At 67.3% G+C, this 21,285-nt stretch carries 20 protein-coding genes and 2 riboswitches; of the genes, 15 read left to right on the forward strand and 5 right to left on the reverse strand.

From position 1 onward, the window contains the following. Positions 1-39 precede the first annotated feature (39 nt). Positions 40-300, forward strand: coding sequence for a carbon storage regulator (locus tag OM977_RS03490; protein WP_264356156.1), 261 nt, complete (start codon positions 40-42; stop codon positions 298-300). A gap of 10 nt (positions 301-310) precedes the next feature. On the opposite strand, the gene flgN is transcribed toward OM977_RS03490, so the two are convergent. Further along, a complete protein-coding gene (gene flgN / locus OM977_RS03495) occupies positions 311-862 on the reverse strand; it encodes a flagellar export chaperone FlgN (RefSeq protein ID WP_264356157.1) in 552 nt (183 codons plus the stop codon). Positions 863-1,086: 224 nt separating this feature from the next. On the opposite strand from flgN, the gene OM977_RS03500 reads away from it, so the two are divergent. Together OM977_RS03500 and OM977_RS03505 are read left to right on the forward strand one after the other, a co-directional pair. Beyond that, positions 1,087-1,905 (forward strand): sigma-70 family RNA polymerase sigma factor, encoded by an 819-nt coding sequence (locus OM977_RS03500; protein WP_264356158.1) that lies wholly within the window; start codon positions 1,087-1,089, stop codon positions 1,903-1,905. Positions 1,906-2,044: 139 nt separating this feature from the next. Continuing rightward, on the forward strand, positions 2,045-2,527 hold the full coding sequence (locus OM977_RS03505; protein ID WP_264356159.1) for a Dps family protein: 483 nt from the start codon (positions 2,045-2,047) through the stop codon (positions 2,525-2,527). A gap of 96 nt (positions 2,528-2,623) precedes the next feature. Here the strand turns inward: OM977_RS03505 and OM977_RS03510 are convergent, their stop codons facing one another. Next, positions 2,624-4,249 (reverse strand): MFS transporter, encoded by a 1,626-nt coding sequence (locus tag OM977_RS03510; RefSeq protein WP_264356160.1) that lies wholly within the window; start codon positions 4,247-4,249, stop codon positions 2,624-2,626. Positions 4,250-4,317: 68 nt separating this feature from the next. Here OM977_RS03510 and OM977_RS03515 point away from each other — a divergent pair, with 68 nt between their 5' ends. The 6 genes from OM977_RS03515 to OM977_RS03540 all read left to right on the forward strand — a co-directional run bounded on the left by OM977_RS03515 (position 4,318) and on the right by OM977_RS03540 (position 13,167). Beyond that, on the forward strand, positions 4,318-4,857 hold the full coding sequence (locus OM977_RS03515; protein WP_264356161.1) for a TetR/AcrR family transcriptional regulator: 540 nt from the start codon (positions 4,318-4,320) through the stop codon (positions 4,855-4,857). A 214-nt stretch (positions 4,858-5,071) separates the two neighbouring features. Next, a riboswitch (glycine riboswitch) is annotated at positions 5,072-5,170 on the forward strand. A gap of 1 nt (position 5,171) precedes the next feature. Then, a riboswitch (glycine riboswitch) is annotated at positions 5,172-5,289 on the forward strand. A 39-nt stretch (positions 5,290-5,328) separates the two neighbouring features. Beyond that, on the forward strand, positions 5,329-8,196 hold the full coding sequence (gene gcvP / locus OM977_RS03520) for an aminomethyl-transferring glycine dehydrogenase (protein WP_442960692.1): 2,868 nt from the start codon (positions 5,329-5,331) through the stop codon (positions 8,194-8,196). 10 nt (positions 8,197-8,206) lie between these two features. Then, positions 8,207-9,355 (forward strand): glycine cleavage system aminomethyltransferase GcvT, encoded by a 1,149-nt coding sequence (gene gcvT / locus OM977_RS03525; protein ID WP_264356163.1) that lies wholly within the window; start codon positions 8,207-8,209, stop codon positions 9,353-9,355. Between the two features lie 477 nt (positions 9,356-9,832). Further along, entirely contained in the window at positions 9,833-10,216 is a 384-nt protein-coding gene (gene gcvH / locus OM977_RS03530) for a glycine cleavage system protein GcvH (RefSeq protein ID WP_264356164.1), read from the forward strand. Beyond that, the gene (gene glyA / locus OM977_RS03535) at positions 10,213-11,550 is read left to right on the forward strand and encodes a serine hydroxymethyltransferase (RefSeq protein ID WP_270103142.1); all 1,338 of its coding nucleotides are present in this window, start codon (positions 10,213-10,215) and stop codon (positions 11,548-11,550) included. The genes gcvH and glyA overlap by 4 nt, the downstream gene beginning before the upstream one ends. A 204-nt stretch (positions 11,551-11,754) precedes the next feature. Next, positions 11,755-13,167: an L-serine ammonia-lyase gene (locus OM977_RS03540; RefSeq protein WP_264356165.1), complete on the forward strand. Its 1,413-nt coding sequence runs from the start codon at positions 11,755-11,757 to the stop codon at positions 13,165-13,167. Between the two features lie 4 nt (positions 13,168-13,171). On the opposite strand, the gene OM977_RS03545 is transcribed toward OM977_RS03540, so the two are convergent. Next, complete coding sequence (locus tag OM977_RS03545; RefSeq protein ID WP_264356166.1) at positions 13,172-13,657, reverse strand: TspO/MBR family protein; 486 nt, start codon at positions 13,655-13,657, stop codon at positions 13,172-13,174. Between the two features lie 207 nt (positions 13,658-13,864). Between OM977_RS03545 and OM977_RS03550 the strand changes: the two genes are divergently transcribed. Continuing rightward, complete coding sequence (locus OM977_RS03550) at positions 13,865-14,938, forward strand: lipid II:glycine glycyltransferase FemX (RefSeq protein WP_264356167.1); 1,074 nt, start codon at positions 13,865-13,867, stop codon at positions 14,936-14,938. A gap of 32 nt (positions 14,939-14,970) precedes the next feature. After that, the gene (locus OM977_RS03555; RefSeq protein ID WP_264356168.1) at positions 14,971-16,467 is read left to right on the forward strand and encodes a threonine/serine ThrE exporter family protein; all 1,497 of its coding nucleotides are present in this window, start codon (positions 14,971-14,973) and stop codon (positions 16,465-16,467) included. A gap of 59 nt (positions 16,468-16,526) precedes the next feature. Here the strand turns inward: OM977_RS03555 and OM977_RS03560 are convergent, their stop codons facing one another. Both OM977_RS03560 and OM977_RS03565 read right to left on the reverse strand, forming a co-directional pair. After that, positions 16,527-17,366, reverse strand: a complete 840-nt coding sequence (locus OM977_RS03560; RefSeq protein WP_264356169.1) for a siderophore-interacting protein — start codon at positions 17,364-17,366, stop codon at positions 16,527-16,529. Between the two features lie 53 nt (positions 17,367-17,419). Beyond that, a complete protein-coding gene (locus tag OM977_RS03565; RefSeq protein ID WP_264357277.1) occupies positions 17,420-18,190 on the reverse strand; it encodes a uracil-DNA glycosylase in 771 nt (256 codons plus the stop codon). A 152-nt stretch (positions 18,191-18,342) separates the two neighbouring features. Between OM977_RS03565 and OM977_RS03570 the strand changes: the two genes are divergently transcribed. The 4 genes from OM977_RS03570 to OM977_RS03585 all read left to right on the forward strand — a co-directional run bounded on the left by OM977_RS03570 (position 18,343) and on the right by OM977_RS03585 (position 21,109). Then, positions 18,343-18,660, forward strand: a complete 318-nt coding sequence (locus OM977_RS03570; protein ID WP_264356170.1) for a DUF3263 domain-containing protein — start codon at positions 18,343-18,345, stop codon at positions 18,658-18,660. An 82-nt stretch (positions 18,661-18,742) separates the two neighbouring features. Then, positions 18,743-19,378 carry a LytR C-terminal domain-containing protein gene (locus tag OM977_RS03575; protein WP_264356171.1) on the forward strand — a complete coding sequence of 212 codons (636 nt, stop codon included), beginning with the start codon at positions 18,743-18,745 and terminating at the stop codon, positions 19,376-19,378. Between the two features lie 208 nt (positions 19,379-19,586). After that, entirely contained in the window at positions 19,587-19,790 is a 204-nt protein-coding gene (locus OM977_RS03580) for a cold-shock protein (protein WP_264356172.1), read from the forward strand. After that, complete coding sequence (locus OM977_RS03585) at positions 19,790-21,109, forward strand: ABC transporter substrate-binding protein (RefSeq protein ID WP_442960693.1); 1,320 nt, start codon at positions 19,790-19,792, stop codon at positions 21,107-21,109. The genes OM977_RS03580 and OM977_RS03585 overlap by 1 nt, the downstream gene beginning before the upstream one ends. Positions 21,110-21,285: the final 176 nt, after the last annotated feature.

Raw genomic sequence — 21,285 nt, forward strand, 5'->3', positions numbered from 1 at the left:
TCGTCCTGAGCCCTACCCCGCGAAGGGTAGATTGAGAGGATGCTGGTACTCACACGCAAGCCGGGCGAACAGATCATGATCGGCGACGGCATCGTCATCACGGTTCTGGAAGGCCGCGGCGACGGTGTCCGGATAGGCATCGAGGCACCCCGGGGCGTTCCGATCCAGCGCAAGGAAGTCATCGAGGCCATTGCCGCCGCCAACCTTGCCGCGGCAGAGGCCGGAGCGGGCTCCGGCCCGGATGCCGAGGACGCCCTGCGCGGACTGTTGCCCCCTGCCCCCGCCGGCAGCTCCGACTGACAATTTTCGGTTACTGGCCCAGTTCGCCGTCGAGATACTGGTCCAGCATTGGCTGCGAGGTCCGTCGCAGAATGTTCCGGGCCCGCTCGATGTTGGCAGCCACGGTGAGCTGGTCGAGAGTCTCCGCTGTATCGGCGCCGGGTCCCGGGCCGGCCACCCCAACTGGGGACGCCCCTGATGATCCCGGCGGATTCAAGTTCCGCAGGAGCTGTTGGCCGGTGCTCGCCGCGGCACTGAGCTGGCCGAGCAAATTCCGGAGCCCGGCCCGATGCTCCCGCAGGATTTCCGCCCAGGTGCCGGCCGGTGCTCCCGCGATCAGTTCGACCAGCGTGGCCTGGGCGGGAAGTCCCCATTCCGCCGCCACGGCCGCCGACTCGACGCTCCGGGCCAGGGCTTCAAAGCGCAGGCGGTCCAGGACGTTTTCGACTTCGGAGGCGGTAAAGCTGAGCCATTGAAGGTTCCCGGCCAGGAGGTGCAACCGTTGTGTCTCGAGCCTGAACAGGAGCAGTTCCAGCTCGCGGCGCTCCTGCCAAAGAGCCGCCGAAAGATCACTCGCACCCATGCGCCCTTTCTTGTTGCGGCCCCCGCCGAAACAGTGTTACCGCAGTTTCGGCCAAGCTTTTTCCTGAGGGTACACGGACATTGCTGTTATGGTGATAAGTTTCCTCATGGGTGCTGCGCCCGGGTATCGAACACCGCCTCCCTTGGGGGGAGTGAGGGACCGTTTGCGGGTGCGGCTCTCGGTGTTTTTAAGCTCCTTATCCGGTCTCATGGGGGGACAATCTATTGAATCGCGCGGAACGCAACGAGATGGTCACACAGCACCTTCCGCTGGTGGGCTACCTCGTTTCAGATTTGTGCTCGAAAGCGTCACACCTTTCCCGCGACGACCTGGCGTCAGCGGGCGCCATCGCCCTGATTACCTCCGCCGACTCCTTTGACCCGGATCTCGGCGTGCCGTTCGGAGCCTTTGCCCGCCGTCGCATCCTCGGCGCGTTCGCGGACGAAATGCGGGCCAGCGACTGGGCCACCCGCTCGGCGCGGCGCCGGATCAAGGAAACCATGTCCGTGCAGGAAACCCTGGCGGCCGCGTTGGGACGCACTCCCACTGTTGACGAGATCGCCTCGGCCCTCGGGGTGCAGCAGAGCGTCGTCGAGGCCGCCCTGGCCGACGCGTCCCGCACCTTGACGCCCCTTGATGAAGCAGTCGTCGACACGCTGGCAGCGGAGACACTGACCCCCGAACACTCCGTACTCGCGGACGAACGGCTGCAATACCTCCGCGCGGCTGTGACATCGCTGCCGGAACGGATGCGCTACGTGGTGGAGGAGATCTACTTCGGCGACAGGACCGTAAAGGAACTCGCCGCGGAACTCGGCTCCACCCACGCGGCAGTGTCTCAGCAGCGTTCCGAAGCCATCCGCCTGATGCGCGACGGACTCACGGCACACTACTCGGACGAACCCGGGCAGAGCTTCGAGCCGCAATCCCGGATCACACCCAGGCGCCGGAATGACTACTTGTCCCAGCTGGCCGAGGCAACCACCGGCGGCATCACCCGCGCCATCTTCCCCGCGGCATCCATGCTCAACGAAGCGGTCTAGGTACCGCCCAAAACGGGGTAGTAAGCCGACTTAGTAAGCTGACCGAGAAATTTTACTGCGCCGGTCGCCGTCGGAATCGCTCTGGGGTAGCGTCGGAACTATCGGACCTAACGGTATTCGGACCTACTCAGGAGGACGCATGAAAGCTTCACCTACCCTCACCGCCAACTGTCAGGCAGTGCTCGTGGACCTGATCGAGCTGCATGTCCAGGGCAAGCAGGCGCACTGGAACATCGTGGGAACGAACTTCCGGGACCTGCACCTGCAGCTGGACGAAATCATCGAAGCAGCCCGCGCCTTTGCCGATGAGATGGCTGAGCGCATGCGTGCCCTGCACGCACTGCCGGACGGCCGCAGCTCCACGGTCTCCAAGTCCACCTCCCTGGCCGAGTTCCCCGCCGGACTGATTAACACCAAGGACGCTATCGACAAGATCGTCGCCGCGCTTGACGCCGCTGTCGGCACCATGCGCAAGGTCCATGACGAAGTGGACGAAGAAGACCCGACGACGGCGGACCTGCTGCACGCGTTCATCGCCAAGTTCGAGCAGTACGCCTGGATGGTCAATGCGGAGACCATGCGCGCCACCGCCAACGTCACCACCCCCGAGAGCAAGAAGTAGCCTCAGCGCTCAGCGCAGTCCAAGCGCCCGCGCCGGGTACTCCCCGGCGTCGGGCGCTTGGCATTTAAGCCCGACTGGAGGGCAGCCTCAAACGGCCTATTTGGCGGTCGGCACCTTTCGCAGGACGACGGCGGCCAGCACCGAGGCGCCCGCCATCAGCACCAGTGCGATAGCCGCCGTCACGTGCACGCCGGAATCGAAGGCGGCACGGGCAGCCGCAGTCACGGCTTCCGCCAGCGGGCCGGGAAGGGCCTGCGCCAGGTCCACGGCACCGGCCAGCGTTTCCCGGGCTTGGGCAACCCCCTCCGCCGGTGCAGCCTCGGCGACGCCGTCCGGGAGCCGGAGGTTGCCCTGGTAGGAGGCAGTCAGAATGGAGCCGAGGATGGCGGTGCCCAGCAGGGACCCCACCTCGTAGCCGGTCTCGGAAATGGCCGCCGCCGCGCCGGACTTCTCCGCGGGCGCCGCCCCGAGGATCAGGTCATTGGAAATGGTCTCCGCCGCGCCGACGCCCAGGCAGAGGATCAACAGGGCCGCCAGCAGGAGCGCCGGGCCGTTGCCGTGGTCGCCGAAGGCCACCAGGCCGTACCCCGTGGCGCTCAGCAGCAGTCCGCCGGCCACGACGAAGCCCGGCCGGACGGTCCGCACCAGCGGCACCACCAGCAGGCCGGCCGCAACGGTGGCGATCAGGGCGGGGACCATGGCGACGCCGGACTCCGAGGGGGACTGGCCCTCCAGCAGCTGCAGGTGCTGGGCGAGGAAGAGAATGAAGCCGTTGAAGGAAAACAGGGCCAATACGTTCGCCGTGATGGCCGTGCTGAAGACACGGTTGCCGAACAGGCTGACATCCAACAGCGGCGCGGTCGGGCGCGGAGCAGCAGTGTGAGCGGCAGCCGTCCCCGTTCCGCGGAGTTCCTGGCCGTCCCGCAGCAAGGCCTGCTGCCGCCGGATGAAGACGTACCCCATCAGCAGGCCGAAGCCGATCGCTGCCAGCGGCACCAGGGACAGGCCGTGCGTGGCCAGTTCCTTGATGCCATAGACCACCGGCACCATCACCAGCAGGGACAGGGCGATGCTGGGAACGTCCACCCGGCCGGGATTCGGATCGCGCGACTCCGGAATCAGGAACACTCCGAGCGCCAGCAGCGGCAGGATGATCGGCACCGCTACCAGCAGGACCGCGCCCCACCAGAAGTGCTCCACGAGCCAGCCCCCGAAAATCGGGCCCAGGGCGGCGCCGCCGGAGAAACCCGCTGCCCAGATGGCCACGGCCAGCCGGCGGCGGTTCGGCTCAGGGAATATGTTGCGGATCAGGGACAGTGTGGAGGGCATCAGCATTGCGCCGAAGAACCCGAGCCCCGCCCGCCCGGCGATCAGCCATTCGGCGCTGGGCGCGAAGGCCGTGACGGCCGAGACGGCGGCGAAGCCGGTGCTGCCGATGAAGAGCAGGCGGCGGCGTCCGATCCGGTCACCGAGGCTCCCCATCGCTACCAGAAGGCCGGCCAGCACCAGGGGATAAGCATCCACAATCCACAGCAGTTCGACCCCGGACGCGTCGAGGCTGCGCGCGATGGCGGGCAGCGCGAAGGTGAGCGCCGTGTTGTCCACCGCGACCAGCAGTACCGGGAACATCAGCAGGGAAAGTGCCAGCCAGTCACGCCACGGCGCCCGCGGTGCGGATGCCGGCCTCGCGCCGGTGGCTGCAGGAATCGATGTAGTCCTCATAACCGATAACTATACCGTCCAGACGGTACAGTTAAGAAATGCGCGTTTAGACGGGCATGATGGAACCCATGCCCAGAAAACCCGTCGCCCGCGAAGCTGTCCTTGACGCCTTCGAATCCCTGCTGATCGAAGAGGGTGAACGGGCAGCAACGTTGGACGCCGTCGCCCGGCTGGCCGGCGTCTCCAAGGGCGGCCTGCTCTACCATTTCCCGAACAAGGAAGCCATGGTCTCCGTGCTGTTGGAGCGGCTCGACCGGCTCCTTGGCGAGGACCTCGGGAGGATGGCCGCTGCGCCGGAAGGGGCCGCCGCCTACTTCATCAAATCCTCGGTCTGGGCGGACACTCCGATGGACCGCGTCTTTGTTGCCGCGACCCGGCTGGCCGAGGTGGCCCACGAGGAAACGCTGCAGCGGATCGCGGCCGCCCAGGCCGGCTGGCTGGAGCTGCTGGCGGCCGACGTCGGGCCCGGCATGGCCAAAGCCGTGCTCTATATGGGGGACGGACTGTATTTCAACGCGATGCTGGCCCGCGGCCCCGGCGGACCGCTCCCGGAAGTGGAGGGCGACGTCGAAAGCCTCCTGGCCGCCGTCGAACGGCTGCGCGGCTGAGCTGGACGCGGGGCAATCCCGTCCGCCGAGGTCGCCGGAAGCGCGCGGAGTCGCCGGAACTTTCCGGCGACTTCGCAGCGCTCCGGCGAATTCGCGTCCGACGGCGGTGCTGGCGCGTAACTCCCGCCGGAGCAGGGTCATTGGTTTGCGGAGCGGAGCCGGGCGTAGGACAATGGAGGCTGTGACTGTGGTCACGAGCAATTGAATATGCCATTGATCTGCGGCGGGAGAGTCCTGCAAGTAGGTACAAGCAGGCGCCGTAGGAGCAAATCCTCCCCAGGAATCTCTCAGGCACATGTACCGCCGCGGCAAGGCAACTCTGGAAAGTAGCAGGCTGTCCGCTGACATGCTGTGCTCACCGACGGTGCAAGCGGAGCCATGCGAGAGCACGGGCGCCGCGGAAACTCTCAGGTCCAATACAGAGCGGGGAGGAACCCGAATCAATGTGGCGTACCCTGCGCCGCCTTAGTTATGGAGTTCCTTGTGACTGTTACCTCAGCCTCCACGTCCTTCGTTGACCGGCACATCGGCGCGCGCCGTCAGTCCGACGTCGACGCCATGCTGAAGGCTGTCGGCTACGACACCGTCGACGCCCTCGTGGACACCGCCGTGCCGAAGGACATTCGGCAGGACTCCCCGCTGGCGCTGGGCGAAGCCCTGAGCGAGGTCGAGGTCCTCGCCGAACTGCGCCAGCTGGCCGCGAAAAACAAGACCGCGGTCCAGATGATCGGCCAGGGCTACTATGACACCCTCACCCCGGCCGTCATCCGCCGGAACATCCTCGAGGCGCCCGCCTGGTACACCGCCTACACGCCCTACCAGCCCGAAATCTCCCAGGGCCGGCTCGAGGCGCTGCTGAACTTCCAGACCATGGTCCAGGACCTCGTCGGCCTGCCGATCGCCAACGCGTCCCTGCTGGACGAAGCCACCGCCGTCGCCGAGGCCGTGCTGATGATGCGCAGGGCCAACAAGAACAAAGAAGCGCGCGACGGCAAGACCGTCCTCGACGCCGACTGCCTGCCGCAGACCATCGCGATCGTTCGGGGCCGCGCCGAAGCCCTCGGCTTCGAGGTCGAGGTCGCCGACCTCTCCAAGGGCCTGCCCGACGGCGTCATCAACGGCGTCGTCCTGCAGCAGCCGGGTGTCTCCGGCCGCGTGTTTGACCACACGGCTGTGATCGCCGATGCCAAGGAACGCGGCGCCCTCGTCACCGTCGCCGCAGACCTGCTGTCCCTCACGCTGATCACCTCCCCGGGCGAGCAGGGTGCTGACATCGCCGTTGGATCCGCCCAGCGCTTCGGTGTCCCGCTGTTCTTCGGCGGCCCGCACGCGGCCTACATGGCCGTGCAGAAGGGCCTCGAGCGGTCCATGCCCGGCCGTCTCGTGGGCGTGTCCAAGGACAACGCCGGCGTCCCGGCCTACCGGCTGGCGCTGCAGACCCGTGAGCAGCACATCCGCCGGGAGAAGGCCACGTCCAACATCTGCACCGCGCAGGCGCTGCTGGCCATCGTCGCCTCGTTCTACGCCGTCTACCATGGCCCCGACGGCCTGAAGGCGATCGCCGAGACCACGCACGGCCACGCCCGGACCATTGCCGCGTCGCTGAAGGCGGCCGGTCTGGACGTGCTGCACACGAGCTTCTTCGACACCGTCACCGTTTCGGTCCCGGGCAAGGCGGCACAGATCATCGCCGCCGCCGAGGCCAAGGGCATCAACCTGCGCAGCATCGACGCGGACACCGTCGGCATCTCCGCGGATGAAGCCACGACGGCGGCCATCGTCGCCGAGGTCGTGGCCGCGTTTGGCGCGAGCGTCATCGACGCAGGCCCCGATGCCGGGTTCGGCCTGGACACCGCCGTCGAACGCACCTCGGACTACCTGCAGCACCCGGTGTTCAACACGCACCGCTCCGAGACCCAGTTGCTGCGCTACATCCGCCGGCTCTCGGACCGCGACCTCGCGCTGGACCGCACCATGATCCCGTTGGGATCGTGCACCATGAAGCTGAACGCCACGGCCGAGATGGAGGCCATCTCCTGGCCGGAGTTCGCCTCCATCCACCCCTTCGCCCCGGAATCCCAGACCGCCGGCTGGCGCGAACTGATCGAGGACCTGGAAGCCCAGCTGACCGAGATCACGGGCTATGACCAGGTCTCCATCCAGCCGAACGCCGGCTCGCAGGGCGAGCTTGCGGGCCTGCTGGCCATCCGTGGCTACCACCTCTCCCGCGGTGACGATCAGCGCAACGTCTGCCTGATCCCGGCCTCCGCGCACGGCACCAACGCGGCCTCGGCCGTCCTGGCCGGCATGAAGGTGGTGGTCGTGGCCACGGCCTCCGACGGCACCATCGACCACGCGGACCTGACCGCCAAGATCGAGGCCCACAAGGACGCCCTGTCCTGCATCATGATCACCTACCCGTCCACGCACGGCGTGTTCGACGCCGACGTCCGCGAGGTCTGCGACGCGATCCACGCCGCCGGGGGCCAGGTCTACATTGACGGCGCCAACCTCAATGCCCTCGTGGGCCTGGCCCAGCCGGGCCAGTTCGGCGGCGACGTCTCGCACCTGAACCTGCACAAGACCTTCTGCATCCCGCACGGCGGCGGCGGACCGGGCGTCGGCCCGGTCGCCGCCAAGGCCCACCTGGCACCCTTCATGCCGGGCAACGCCGCGGACCCCGCGAACGGGGCCGACGGCACGCCGATCTCCGCGTCCCGCTACGGTTCCGCCGGCGTGCTGCCGATCTCCTGGGCCTACGTGAAGCTCATGGGCGGCCAGGGACTGACCGAGGCCACAAGGTCGGCTCTGCTTGCCGCCAACTACATTGCGGCCCGGCTCAACGACTACTTCCCGGTGCTGTACACCGGCGAAGGCGGCCTCGTTGCCCACGAGTGCATCCTGGACCTGCGCGAGCTCACGGCGAAAACCGGCGTCACCGCCGAGGACGTGGCAAAGCGCCTGATCGACTTCGGCTTCCACGCCCCCACGCTGTCCTTCCCGGTAGCCGGCACCCTGATGGTGGAGCCCACCGAGTCCGAGGACCTCGGCGAGATCGACCGCTTCATCACGGCCATGGTCGCCATCCGCGCCGAGATCGACCAGGTGGCCCACGGTGACTTCACCGTGGAGCACAGCCCGCTGCGCAACGCCCCGCACACGGCTGCTGCAGTCATCAGCACCGACTGGACCCGCGAGTACCCGCGTGAGCAGGCCGCGTTCCCCGTCCACACGCTCCGGCAGGACAAGTATTTCCCCCCGGTCGGCCGGATTGACGGCGCGGCAGGGGACCGGAACCTGATCTGCTCCTGCCCGCCCCTCTCCGAGTTTGAAAACTAAGGATCCCGAGATGACTGAGAAATACACGGCCCTCTACGAAGAGCACAAGAAGCTCGGCGCCTCCTTCACGGACTTCGGCGGCTGGCAGATGCCGCTCAAGTACAGCTCCGAGCTTGCCGAGCACCACGCCGTGCGCAAGTCCGCCGGGCTGTTCGATCTCTCCCACATGGGCGAAGTCTGGGTCACCGGCCCGGACGCAGCGGCGTTCCTGGACTACGCCCTCGTCGGCAAAATCTCCGCGATGGCGGTCGGCAAGGCCAAGTACTCGCTGATCTGCAACGGGGACGGCGGCATCATTGACGACCTCATCACCTACCGCCGCCCGGCTGCTGCCGACGGCACGGACAAGTTCCTTGTGGTCCCCAATGCCGGCAACGCCAAGGTCGTGGCTGCGGCCCTGGCCGAGCGGGCTGCAGGATTCGACGTCACCGTCAATGACGCCTCCGCCGAGACCTCGCTGATCGCCGTGCAGGGGCCGAAGGCCGAGGAGATCCTGCTCCGCCTCGTCCCGGCCGCGCAGCACGAGCTCGTCACCGGCCTGAAATACTATGCCGCCGTCGAGGTCCCCTTTCTGTCCGGCGGCGCCAGCCAGGACCTCCTGCTGGCCCGCACCGGCTACACCGGCGAAGATGGCTTCGAGATCTTCGTGACGAACGACGCCGCCGCGGCTCTGTGGCAGGCCCTCATCGCCGTGGCTGAGGAGGGCGAGCTGACGCCCGCCGGGCTCGCCTCCCGCGACTCGCTTCGGCTTGAGGCCGGGATGCCGCTGTACGGCAATGAGCTCTCTTTGGAAGGCGATCCGTTCGCCGCCGGCCTGGGTCCCGTCGTCGCGCTGTCCAAGGAAGGCGACTTCATCGGCAAGGCCGCCCTGGCCGCCAAGAAGGAAGCCGGCGCCGGTGCCACCACCGGCCGGAAGCTGGTCGGCCTCAAGGGCCTCGGGCGCCGGGCCGGCCGCGGCCACTACCCGGTGCTCAAGGACGGCAACGTCGTCGGCGAAGTGACCTCCGGCCAGCCGAGCCCCACGCTGGGTTACCCCGTCGCGATGGCCTACGTCGACGTCGAGCACACAACTCCGGGCACGACGCTAGACATCGACCTGCGCGGCAAGGCCGAGCCGTTCGAAGTCGTGGCACTGCCGTTCTACAAGCGCGACAAGTAGCCCAGCGCCAGCGGGTTCTCGGGTGCCGTCGGTGCTGTGGCTGGCTCCGGGCCGGCTGGCCCCAGTTTTCACGCGTGCTGCTCCTTCGTCGCTTTGACGCACGCTTTCGAAAACCGCGGCCAGCCGCCCCTCGAGAACACGTCACCTCCCGTTCCAAGCAGCTTGGGAAGCGCATTTCGAAGGCCAAAGGTGCTGGGGATGAAGCGCCTGCCGGGGGTCGGCTCTGGAAGAATACGAACGGCCACTGTTTCTTCCCGGAGAACAATGGGCCCCGGAAACGTAACTGGATTTCAGCGGCAGGGGAGCGGATTCCGGAAGCGTGCGTCTAAGGGAGCGGCGCGTCCGCCCAGCGGGCGCCTTCGCGACCGAGCACGCGGAGGAATTCGGTTTCCGGCCGCGTAACCCGCCAAGGTCAGTCCGTAACCCAGCAACAATAGATTTAGCACCAAGACCACTCCGAGACTTAGGAAAAAACACATGGCAAGAGTTGCCCCTGAACTGCAGTACTCCGACGAGCATGAGTGGGTTGCACGGGAGGCCGGGAACGTTGTGTCCATCGGCATTTCGGCGGTGGCGACGGACGCCCTGGGCGACATCGTCTACGTTGATCTGCCAGAGGTCGGCTCGGCGGTGACGGCGGGGGAGACCTGCGGCGAGGTGGAGTCCACCAAGTCCGTCTCGGACCTGTACTCCCCGGTCACGGGCGAGGTCACGGAGACCAACCCGGCCGTCGTCGACGACCCGGCGCTGATCAACAGCGACCCTTACGGGGCCGGCTGGCTCTTCAAGGTCGCCGCCGAGTCCGATGGACCGCTGCTCTCGGCCCAGGAGTACGCGTCCAAGAACGGCGGCGAACTGTGAACGCCGCCGCAGGCAGCACAACAGTCGCAACGGCCACCTTTGAGCAGGTTCTTTCGCCGAGCCTGGATGCGGAGCTGTCGGCGCTGGATCCGGAGATCGCGGCGAAGATCGATGATGAGCTGACCCGCCAGCGGGACGGCCTGGAGATGATCGCCTCGGAGAACCACACGGCCAGGGCCGTGATGCAGGCGCAGGGTTCGGTGCTGACCAACAAGTACGCCGAGGGCTACCCGGGCAAGCGCTACTATGGCGGCTGCGAGCACGTCGACGTGATTGAGCAGCTCGCGATCGACCGGGTCAAGGCCCTGTTCGGGGCCGGGTACGCGAACGTGCAGCCGCACTCCGGCGCGCAGGCCAACGCCTCGGTGATGCACGCGCTGATCAAGCCCGGGGACACGATCATGGGCCTGAACCTGGCGCACGGCGGGCACCTCACGCACGGCATGAAGATCAACTTCTCCGGCCGGCTCTACAACGTGATCCCGTACCAGGTCCGGGAGGATGACCACCGGATCGACATGGCCGAGGTGGAGCGCCTGGCCCAGGAGCACAAGCCCCAGCTCATCGTTGCCGGCTGGTCCGCGTACGCCCGGCAGCTGGACTTCGCCGAGTTCCGCCGGATCGCTGATTCCGTGGGCGCCTACCTGATGGTGGACATGGCGCACTTCGCCGGCCTGGTCGCGGCCGGCCTGCACCCGAGCCCGGTCCCGCACGCGCACGTGACCACGTCCACGACGCACAAGACCCTTGCCGGTCCGCGCGGCGGGATCATCCTGAGCAACGACGCCGAGATCGCCAAGAAGATCAACTCGGCCGTGTTCCCCGGCCAGCAGGGCGGCCCGCTGGAGCACGTCATCGCCGGCAAGGCCGTGGCGTTCAAGATCGCCGCGTCCCCGGAGTTCAGGGAACGGCAGGAACGCGTCCTGGCCGGAGCCCGGATCCTGGCCGAGCGGCTGGTCCAGCCGGACGTGACCGCGAAGGGGATCAACGTGATCTCCGGCGGCACCGACGTGCACCTGGTCCTGGTGGACCTGCGTGAGTGCGAACTCAACGGCCAGCAGGCCGAGGACCGGCTCGCGGAAATCGACATCACGGTCAACCGCAACGCCGTGCCGTTCGATCCGCGCCCGCCGATGGTCACCTCGGGGCTGCGGATCGGCACCCCGGCGCTGGCGACCCGCGGTTTCGGCGAGGCTGCGTTTGCCGAGGTTGCGGAGATCATCGCCGAGGCGCTGACCGCCGACGCCGGCGCGGACCTCTCCGGCCTGCGCTCCCGGGTGGAGGCCCTCGCCGCCGCCCACCCGCTCTACCCCTCAGTCGCGAACCTTTCCTAGGGTCCGCAGGACAGAAGACGACAGAAGTAGTAATACAGAAGTAGAGAAGTACAGAAATGCAGTTCAGATCACGATGCCCGGGCGGCCGCCACAAGCTGCCGCCCGACGTCGTGTATCCGGCCGCGCTGCCGCCAACCAGCGGCAGCACAGCCTTCCGGCAGGACCATCTGCCGGGCCACAGTTAGACCTAGTTAGGAACCGACAATGGCTGTTGGAGTCTTTGACCTTTTTTCCATCGGAATAGGACCGTCGAGTTCGCACACCGTGGGCCCCATGCGGGCCGCCGCAGTCTTCGCCGAAGAGCTCAAGGCCTCCGGAATCCTTGACCGGGTGGCGTCGCTGCGCGTGGACCTCTACGGTTCCCTCGCCGCCACCGGGCACGGCCACGGCACTATGACCGCGATCCTGCTGGGCCTGGAGGGCTTCCACCCGGAGCTGATCCTGCCCGAGGAAGTGGAGGCACGGCTCGCCGCCATCGCCGAAACCGGCACCCTGCAGCTGGCCGGCGCCGTCCCTCTGCCGTACGGCGTGAAGGACATGGTGCTGCGCCCGCTCACCATCCTGCCCCGGCACACCAACGGCATGACATTCACCGTCTTCGCCGCCGACGGCGAAGTCCTGCACAGTGCCACGTTCTTCTCCGTAGGCGGCGGCTTCATCGTCCGCGAGGGCGAGGAGGATGCCGCGCTCAAGGAACTCGACGAGTCCAAGAAGGAACTGCCCCTGCCGTTCCGCACCGCCGCGGAACTGCTGGGCCGCTGCCAGTCCAAGGGCCTCTCGATCGGCGAGATCATGTTCGTCAATGAGCGTGCGTCCCGGACCGAGGAGGAGATCCGCGAGGGCCTGCTGCACATCTACTCCGTCATGGAGGGCTGCGTCCAGGTCAGCCTCAAGCGCGAAGGCCTGCTCCCGGGCGGGCTGAAGGTCCGGCGCCGGGCCCCCGACTGGCACGAGCGCCTGATGAAGGAGACCCGCGATCAGGATCCCGACTACCGGGACCCGAAGTACTGGCAGGAATGGGTGAACCTGATTGCCCTGGCCGTGAACGAGGAGAACGCCTCCGGGGGCCGGGTGGTCACCGCGCCCACCAACGGTGCCGCCGGCATCATTCCCGCCGTGCTGTATTACGCCTTGCACTTCGCCCCCGGGATGGACAAGGCCACTCAGGCGGACCGCGACGACGTCGTGATCAAGTTCCTGCTGACCGCGGCCGCCGTCGGGGTGCTCTACAAGGAACAGGCCTCGATCTCCGGAGCCGAGGTCGGCTGCCAGGGCGAGGTGGGCTCGGCGTCCTCGATGGCCGCCGCCGGCCTGGCCGAAGTTCTGGGCGGCACCCCGCAGCAGGTGGAGAACGCCGCGGAAATTGCGATGGAGCACAACCTGGGACTGACCTGCGACCCGATCGGCGGGCTCGTGCAGATCCCCTGCATCGAACGCAACGCGATCGCCGCCGCGAAGGCGATCAACGCCGCCAAGATGGCGCTCTGGGGCGACGGAACACACCGGGTGTCCCTGGACGAGGTCATCGTGACCATGCGCGAGACCGGCAAGGACATGAGCTCCAAATACAAGGAAACGGCCATGGGCGGCCTCGCCGTCAACGTCGTCGAATGCTGAAGCATTAGTTGTGCAGCGCTGCCCACGCGTTGAGCGACGAGGCGAACACGATCCATGACAGGTACGGCAGCATCAGCAGTCCTGCGGTGCGGCTGATGGGACCGAAGCGCAGCACCGTGACGGCCACCGCCACGGCCAGGGCGACAATGACGAGGAAGCCGATCCAGAGCGCCGGGGTGCCCATCGCCGGGTAGAGCCCGAAGAACACGGGCGTCCAGAGCAGGTTCAGGACAAGCTGCACGCCGTAGGCCGTCAGGGCCGCCCGGGAGCCTTCGGCGCGGCGGCGCCAGACCAGCCAGGCCGCCACCGCCATCGCGGTGTAAAGCACCGCCCACACGGGTCCGAACACCCAGTTCGGCGGCGACCACGGGGCCTTGTCCGCGGTGGCGTACCAGCCGTTGACGTTACTGCCGGTGGCCAGCCCGCCCAGCCCGGCCACGACGGCTGAGGCGGCCAGGAACACCAGCAGCCCGAGGAATTGGGAGCGCATTCCAAGCCTTCGGAGGCCCCGCAGGGGTGCCCCCGAACGAGGCGCGGGCGGTGGATCGTGTGCTGGCATGATCCCAGCGTAACCCCCTGCGTTCGGCGTCCGTTCAGGCTACGTTCCGGGCCGGAGCACAGGGCCGGGCAGATAGACTTGAGCCTGCATGTCCGCATGCCGCCGAAGCTCGTACCGCAATGATTGGATGCCGCACCCTTGCGTGAATTCACTGCCCGCTTTGCCTCCGCCGAAGAGGTCGCCAACTGGGATGCCCACGTCACCGCGAACCCCAATGGCGGCAATCTCCTCCAGTCGGAGGCCTTTGCAGAGGTCAAACAGCACTTCGGCTGGAAACCCCTGCACCTTGTCTACGAGACGGCTGACTACACCAGCTACAACCTCGTGCTGGAGAAGTCCTTCCCCCTTCTGGGCAAACTCTGGTACCTGATCAAGGGTCCCGACGTCGCCTCGGTCGAGGACATTCCCGGCATCGCCGCCGCCAACGCGGACTTCGTCAAACGCGCCAGGCTGGGTGTCTTCGCCATCAAGATCGAGCCGGACATCGTGCTGTCTGACGAAGCGCGGACGGTCATCGAAGGGGCAGGGCTGGTCAAGACCCACAACCTGCAACCCAACGATTCGACGGCGCTGCTGGACATCTCCCCAGAGGAGAACCAGCTCCTGCGCAACCTCCATTCCCGCGGGCGAAATGCCGTCCGCCGGGCCATCCGCGAAGGCGTTGAAGTGCACAACGTGGAGCCCACCGAGGAGAACTTCCAGGCCATGTATGCCCTCATGACCACGACGGTGGAAGCCAAATCGCAGGTCCGGGTGCGCGAATTCGACTACTACCGCCAGTTCTGGACCAACTTCCTCAACCGGGGCCAGGGCCGCCTGCTGTTCGTCTATGAGAACGGCGTCCCGTCCGTGGGCGCGTTCGTCATCAACTACGGCCGGAAGGCGACCTACAAGGACGGCGGATCGCTGCAGAAACGCAGCCAGTACGGCGATTCCCACCTCGTCCAGTGGACCGCCATCAACCAGCTCAAGGAGCTGGGCTGCACCGAATACGATTTCTGCGGCACGCCCCCGAGCAGCCAGCTCAAGGACACGTCCAACCCGTTCCACGGGCTGGGGCTGTTCAAGACCAGCTTCAGCAAGACCGTCACCGATTTCGTCGGCTGCTACGACCAGGTGCTGAGCCCGCTGAAGTACAAGGCCTGGATGGCCGCCGGGGAGCGGCTGGCCCGCCAGATCCACACCCGCCGCACGGGCCAGCAGTTTTACTGAACCGGCTGAAACCGAAACCTAGGAGGCCGGAAATGACTAAAGAATCCGACGGCCGACGCAGGCCGTACACGGACGGACTGCCCCGGACCGAGCCGATGTCACCCATGCAGGTGCGCCAGAACGCCGCCGCCAAGCGCATGCTGCGCAGGCTGGTGCAGGGCGAGAACCCGCCGACAGCGCCCATGAGCATCGTGGACCGGCTGGCTGGCAGCCCCTACGCCAATCCAATGATCCAGGTCGGCGGCGTTGACACCTCGGCGCGCAAGACCATCGACTTCGCCCTGCATCTGGCAGAGTCCATGTTCCGGTACGGCGCCGGAGCCCTCGAAGTGGAAACCAGCATCATCGCCATCACCGCTGCCCTGGGCCTGAAGAACATCGAGGTGGACATCACCAACCAGTCGGTGGCCATCAACTACGCCCCGAAGGACCAGACCCCCATCACCCTGCTGCGTGTGGTGCGGTCCTGGACCAACAACTACGCCGGGCTGGCCAAGGTGCATCAGCTGGTGACGGACATTGTGGTGGGGGGCGTTGGCCGCGAGGAAGCGGTGCGCCGGCTCGAGGAGATCACCCACAGTCCAAAGCCTTTCCCACGGTGGATGGTCACCGTGGCGTTCGCGGTGTTCTCCGCCGTCTTCGTCGGCGTACTCGGCGGCGGCCCGGGCGCCTCAGCCGTCGCCTTCGTCTCCAACCTGCTGGTCAGCCTGCTCGCCCGGCGGCTGGGCCGCTGGCGCACGCCGGACTTCTTCATCACTGCCTCCTGTTCCTTCCTGGTCACCTTCGTCGCCCTGCTGCTATGGCGGTTCGGCAGCCCGTTGGGGATCCAGATTGCCCCCGAGATCGTGGTGGTCGGCGGAATCCTGCTGCTGCTCCCGACCGGACGGCTCGTCTCCTCGGTGCAGGATGCGATCAACGGCTTCCCGGTCACGGCAGCCGGACGGTTCCTGTCCACCATGCTGACCTTCGGCGCGCTCGTTGCCGGCATCGCCGTCGGCTTCGTGGTCTGCGACATGACCGGGATGGAACCCATCAACGTCACCAAAACATTCCCGCCCGCGTATCCGTGGTGGGCGGTGGGCATCATGGTTGCCGTCGCGGTGGTAGCGATCGGAATCACTGAACAGACCAGCTGGCAGCTGCTGCTGCCGACGGCAGCCATCGGCGTCGTTGGCTACCTCGTCCTCATCGGGGGCGAGGCCCTCGGGATCGGGCCGCGTTTCTCGCCGGCACTGGCTGCCGTCGTGATCGGCCTGCTGGCCCGCGTGGTTGCCCTGCGGATGGGCGCCCCGCAGCTGGTGGTGGCCGTTCCGGCGGCACTAATCCTGCTGCCCGGACTCACTATATTCCGGTCGATGTATGTGTTGACGATCGAGGAGTCCGAGATCGTCATGGGGGCGGGCGGGATGCTGAACGCCGGTGCCATTGTGCTGGGCGTTGCAGCCGGCATCGTGCTCGGCGACACCCTCGCCCGGCCCCTCACGAAGAGCCTAGCCAGCAACGAACGACGCCGGGCACGGCGCCGCTAGCCCGGCGCAGCCCGGCAACCCGTTTGGGCCGCCTCCGCCGTCCGGATCGGAACCCCCTGCTAGATCTGCCCTACGGGTAGTTTCTTCTCCGCCTGGAAGTCGTCCTCCACGCGGCCGCTGGCCCAGTAGCCGGAGAGTGAAACCTGTCCGCGTTCGAGTCCGCGCTGGGCATAGAAGACGTCCCGCAGGCTCTTCATGTAGCCACGCTCGCCGTGGGCAAAGACCTGGACCCGACCCTCGGGCCATTCGGAGTCCCGTACGGCGCGGAGCAAGACCTCGCTGGCGCCGGCCGGAGCGCCTGCGCGGAAGAGCCACCGCAGTTCGATGCCGGCGGGTGCGGCGATCGCCTGGATATCCGCCTCGCTGTCCACTTCCAGGAAGGCGAGGCCGCGGGCGTGCTGCGGCAGGGCCTCGATCACGGCGCCGATCGCCGGCAGGGCGGATTCGTCGCCGGCGAAGAGGTACCAGTCCGCCGCCGGGTCGGGGTTGTGGCCGCCGCCGGGGCCGGTGAAGAGGAGGCTGTCGCCCGGCTGTGCGGTGGCCGCCCAGGGGCCAGCGAGGCCCTCGTCGCCGTGGATCACGAAGTCGATCGCCAGTTCCCCGGCCGCCTCGTTGACCCAGCGGACCGTGTAGGTGCGGGTGTGCGGCCATTGTTCGCGCGGCATGGTCTCGCGGACGGTCCAGAGGTCCAGCGGTTCCGGGTACGCGATTCCGGGCTGCGGAAACACAATCTTGACGTAGCGGTCTACGAACTCGTTGTTGACGTACTCGCCAAAGCCCGGACCGCCGGCGACGATGCGGACCATGTGCGGAGAGAGCTGTTCGCGTCGCAGCACGGTGAGGTTGATCTGCGGTCGCGATTTTCGGCTGGCCGAGGTGGTGGCGGGAACTGTGGTCATGGGCCCAAGCCTAGCCAACCAGCCTGTAAATTCTCCGTGCGGGGAACGCTGGGTTACGGAAGCGGGGGCAACTCCCAGTCCACAGTGCCGTTTCCTTGAGCCTGCAGCAGGGCGTTGGCGCGGCTGAAGGGACGCGAGCCGAAGAAACCCCGTGAGGCCGAAAGCGGACTGGGGTGCGCGCTGGCGATCACCGGCGTGGGACCCAGCAACGGTCGGGCGGATTCGGCGTCCTTGCCCCAAAGTACCGCCACCAGGGGTGCACGTCCGCCGGCTGGCGCGCTGCGGTTAGCCACGGCGCGGATGGCGGCCGCCGTAATGGCCTCCCAGCCCTTACCGCGGTGTGACCCTGCCGCCCCAGCCCGGACGCTGAGCACCCTGTTCAGCAGCAGGACACCCTGCTCCGCCCAGCGGCCGAGGTCACCGTGGGTCCTCGGCGGGAGCCCCAGATCGGCGTCGAGTTCCTTGTAGATGTTGGCGAGACTGCGGGGGATGGGGCGGGTGCCGCCGTCCACCGCGAAGGACAGGCCGACGGCGTGGCCCGGCGTCGGGTAGGGGTCCTGGCCCACAACCAGGACCCGGACGCCGGCCAGCGGCTGCCGGAAGGCACGCAGTACGTTCGTCGGCCGGGGAAGCACGTTCTGCCCGCCGGCGGCCTCCGCCGCGAGGAACCCCAGCACCTCGCGCAGCTTTCCCTCCACGGGGGTTAGCGCCTCCGCCCAGTCGGGGGCCACGAGCTCCGCCAGCGGCAGCCGTGCCAGCTGCGCGAACCCCAGAAGGTCACCGGGCGCCGCGTCCAGCTCAAAGAGGGCATCCGCACCAGGCAGGTCGGCAGAAGGCAGGTCGGCAGAAGGCGGGTCGGCGCGAGGGGAGCTGGAGGAAGGCACCGCTCCATTCTTGCAGGGCCCCAAATGACAACGGTGTTATTCGCCCGTAACATGGGACTGACCTTTAGTCGGATCCAGCCAGGGAGTGTGTCGTGGCCGAAGCAGCGCAAGAGCACCTTTCGACGCCGGAATCTTTTCCCGCGGACACGCGCAGCGAGTCGCCGCTGAGCAGCCGCGATCAGCAGATGCTGGCCCTCGAACGGCAGTGGTGGAAGTACGCCGGGGCCAAGGAACAGGCCATTCGCGAACTCTTCGACCTCTCCGCGACGCACTACTACCAGATCCTCAACGCGCTCATCGATACTGAGGATGCGCTGGCCCACGATCCCATGCTGGTGAAGAGATTGCGTAGACTACGTACGTCACGCCAACGTGCCCGCACTGCCCGCCGCTTGGGTTCAGACGCGTAAAGCACCGGCCGGACGCGCGGATTTTCCGCGCCGATAAGGCCCTGGCAACTCGTAAGAAATCAGCAAGGACGTCGTTTTTATCATGACCAAATACGCGCGGGATGAATTTGACCGGGTCCCGGAGACCCCCACCCGGCAGGGTGTCCACCGGGCAGCCGCCGAATCCCGTCGCCGCAGCCTTGCCCCTGTCCTGGCTGTCGGCGCCGTGGCGCTGGTCATCGGCCTGGTGGCTTTCCTGTTCCTGCCGAAACTTGGCTTCAACTCGGCCGGCAGCTCCTCGGCCGTGACCGCGGAACAGTCCGCCACCCCCACCGCTTCAGCGGCGCCCAGCGCCAGCAGCTCCGCCCCGGCGAGTGAGTCCCCGTCGGCAGCAGCCACACCCGACGCGGCGACGCCCTCCGAAGCGCCGTCGCCCACGGCCACGCCGGCGGACGACGCCGCAGTGGACAAGACGCAGCCCGTCGCGATCTATAACGCCACCGGCACGCCCGGACTGGCGAGCAGGGTGGGCGCCACGGTCGCTTCCGACGGCTGGACCCTCGGCCCGCTGGGCAACTGGGGCGGCGCGCGGCAAACGAGTTCAGTGATTTTCTATGACGGCGCGGAGCAGCGAGTCAACGCCGAGGCCCTGGCCTCCCTGCTCAACATCCCGACCCTCGTCGACTCCGCCGAGTTCAACATGCCGCTTGTCGTCGTCCTCGGACCCGGCTTCCAGTAGCCCGCGTCCCGGCTTCCAGCGGCCCGCCACCCGGCTCTTCCAGCGGCCCCGGTTCGGTTACGCGTGAATAACTATTGGCCGACGGCGCGGCCTGCACCCTGCGCACAGGCGCGCCGCCGCGGGTACAGTGATTTGCGGACTTCGTTTTCGCATTCCGCGGCGCACATCGTGGTGCGGCGCCCGCAAGCTAGCTGAAAGTGTGGACACCATGGCACTGGGAACCGTCAAGTGGTTCAACGCCGAAAAGGGCTACGGCTTCATCACCGTGGACGACTCCGGCGATGACGTCTTCGTGCACTGGTCCGCCATCGTGGGCGAGGGTTACCGCGCCCTCGACGAGGGCCAGCGCGTGGAACTGGAAGTGGGCGAGGGCGAGAAGGGCCCCCAGGCCGAGAGTGTCCGGCCGGCCTAGTGGCGCTTCCCGCTGCACCGCACGCCGGGCATGATCCTGCCGGAGACAACATCGTCCGACGCCGGACTGCCGCCCTGCGCGCGGGCCGTTCGGCCGCCGTGGGCGCGGTTGCGCTGCTGGTGATGACCGGCTGTCTGGCCCCGGCCGGCGGCGCCCGGGTGCGGAGTGCTGAAGCCAGCGGCGACGGCACGCTTAAGATCGGCCTGATCCTGGATAACACGGGCAGCCAGGGCTTCCTCAACACCTCCCAGCTCGCGGCAGCCAGATTGGCCGTTAGCGAAATCAATGCCGCCGGCGGCCACAAGGGCAAACCGGTCGAGCTGCTCCCCGAGATCATCAGCGAAGACACCGCAGGCCAAGCCAAGGAGCTCGCAGCCGCCAAGGCGGACGTCGTCATCGGCCCGACCGACTCCAGCCGCGCCCCCGCCGCCATCGATGTGCTTTCCAACGCCAAAGTCGCCCTGATTTCCCCCGCCAACGCCGCCAGCGGACTGAGCACCTACAGGAGCGGCGGGTACTACTTCCGGACCTCCGCAGCGGACGTCGCCCAGGCCGCCGTCCTCGTCAAGCTCGCCAAGGACGGCGGCGCCAAGACGCTGGCCATCGTGTACGAGGAAGGCGGCTACGGCAAAGACGTGTCTGCCGCCGTCGGCGCCGCGGCCAAAGCCGCCGGATTGGGGCCGGTCGCCGTCGCGGGATTCACCCCGGGTCAGGCGCAGCAGGCCGCCGCCGCCGCCAAGGCAGCAGCCCCGGACGCCGTGGTCCTCGTCGCCCGGAATGGTGCGCAAGGCGCCATCGCGGAGCTGAACAACGCCGGGCTGGGAGGACGAAAGCTCATCCTCAGCGACGGTGCCGTCAACGAGTACGGCTCCGGTCTCGGCTCAGGAGCCCTCGATGGGGCACGCGGCATCCTGCCGGGCGTGTTTCCGTCGGCGCATTTCCAGGGCGAGCTGGTGTCCGTGGATCCGGACCTGTTGGACATGACCTTTGCGGCGGAAACCTACGACGCGGTCAACCTCGCCGTCATCGCGGCCGCTGCTGCGGAGGATGACGCAGGCACCTCCATTGCGGCCCGGCTGATCGGCGTCTCCGGAGGCGCGGCACAGGCCGCCGGCGAAACAGCGGTATGCACGTCCTATCAGACCTGCATCGACCTCCTTCGGGCGGGCAAGCGACCCGACTACGACGGCCAATCCGGAGTGATCAACTTCGATTCCAACGGTGACGTGACCTCAGCCAACTACATGGTGTTCCGCTATGGCGCGGATAACCAGGCCACCAGAAGCGGAAGCGAGACGGCCCGCAGCAGCGGCCGGTGATCGCCCGTAGCGAATTTGTGCCGCAACAGAAGGCGGGCAGGGCACCGATACGGGCCGGAGCGGGACGTGCACTGGTTGCACTCTCCCCGGGGGAGTGCTAATTATTGACTTAGCACTCCCGCGTATCGACTGCTAAAACGACGCCTCCGGTCCGACCGGTCGCGAAGCCAGGCAGA

The organism is Pseudarthrobacter sp. MM222 (assembly GCF_947090775.1).
In the GTDB taxonomy this organism is placed as follows: domain Bacteria; phylum Actinomycetota; class Actinomycetes; order Actinomycetales; family Micrococcaceae; genus Arthrobacter.

Bases quoted from the DNA above. Each gene is read 5' to 3' on its own strand.
- OM977_RS03510 (WP_264356160.1), bottom strand. From the start codon at position 4,249: ATGAGGACTACATCGATTCCTGCAGCCACCGGCGCGAGGCCGGCATCC.
- OM977_RS03555 (WP_264356168.1), top strand. From the start codon at position 14,971: ATGACTAAAGAATCCGACGGCCGACGCAGGCCGTACACGGACGGACTG.
- OM977_RS03560 (WP_264356169.1), bottom strand. From the start codon at position 17,366: ATGACCACAGTTCCCGCCACCACCTCGGCCAGCCGAAAATCGCGACCG.
- OM977_RS03515 (WP_264356161.1), top strand. From the start codon at position 4,318: ATGCCCAGAAAACCCGTCGCCCGCGAAGCTGTCCTTGACGCCTTCGAA.
- OM977_RS03505 (WP_264356159.1), top strand. From the start codon at position 2,045: ATGAAAGCTTCACCTACCCTCACCGCCAACTGTCAGGCAGTGCTCGTG.
- OM977_RS03540 (WP_264356165.1), top strand. From the start codon at position 11,755: ATGGCTGTTGGAGTCTTTGACCTTTTTTCCATCGGAATAGGACCGTCG.
- gcvT (WP_264356163.1), top strand. From the start codon at position 8,207: ATGACTGAGAAATACACGGCCCTCTACGAAGAGCACAAGAAGCTCGGC.
- gcvP (WP_442960692.1), top strand. From the start codon at position 5,329: ATGGAGTTCCTTGTGACTGTTACCTCAGCCTCCACGTCCTTCGTTGAC.
- gcvH (WP_264356164.1), top strand. From the start codon at position 9,833: ATGGCAAGAGTTGCCCCTGAACTGCAGTACTCCGACGAGCATGAGTGG.
- OM977_RS03490 (WP_264356156.1), top strand. From the start codon at position 40: ATGCTGGTACTCACACGCAAGCCGGGCGAACAGATCATGATCGGCGAC.
- OM977_RS03575 (WP_264356171.1), top strand. From the start codon at position 18,743: ATGACCAAATACGCGCGGGATGAATTTGACCGGGTCCCGGAGACCCCC.
- OM977_RS03545 (WP_264356166.1), bottom strand. From the start codon at position 13,657: ATGCGCTCCCAATTCCTCGGGCTGCTGGTGTTCCTGGCCGCCTCAGCC.
- OM977_RS03580 (WP_264356172.1), top strand. From the start codon at position 19,587: ATGGCACTGGGAACCGTCAAGTGGTTCAACGCCGAAAAGGGCTACGGC.
- flgN (WP_264356157.1), bottom strand. From the start codon at position 862: ATGGGTGCGAGTGATCTTTCGGCGGCTCTTTGGCAGGAGCGCCGCGAG.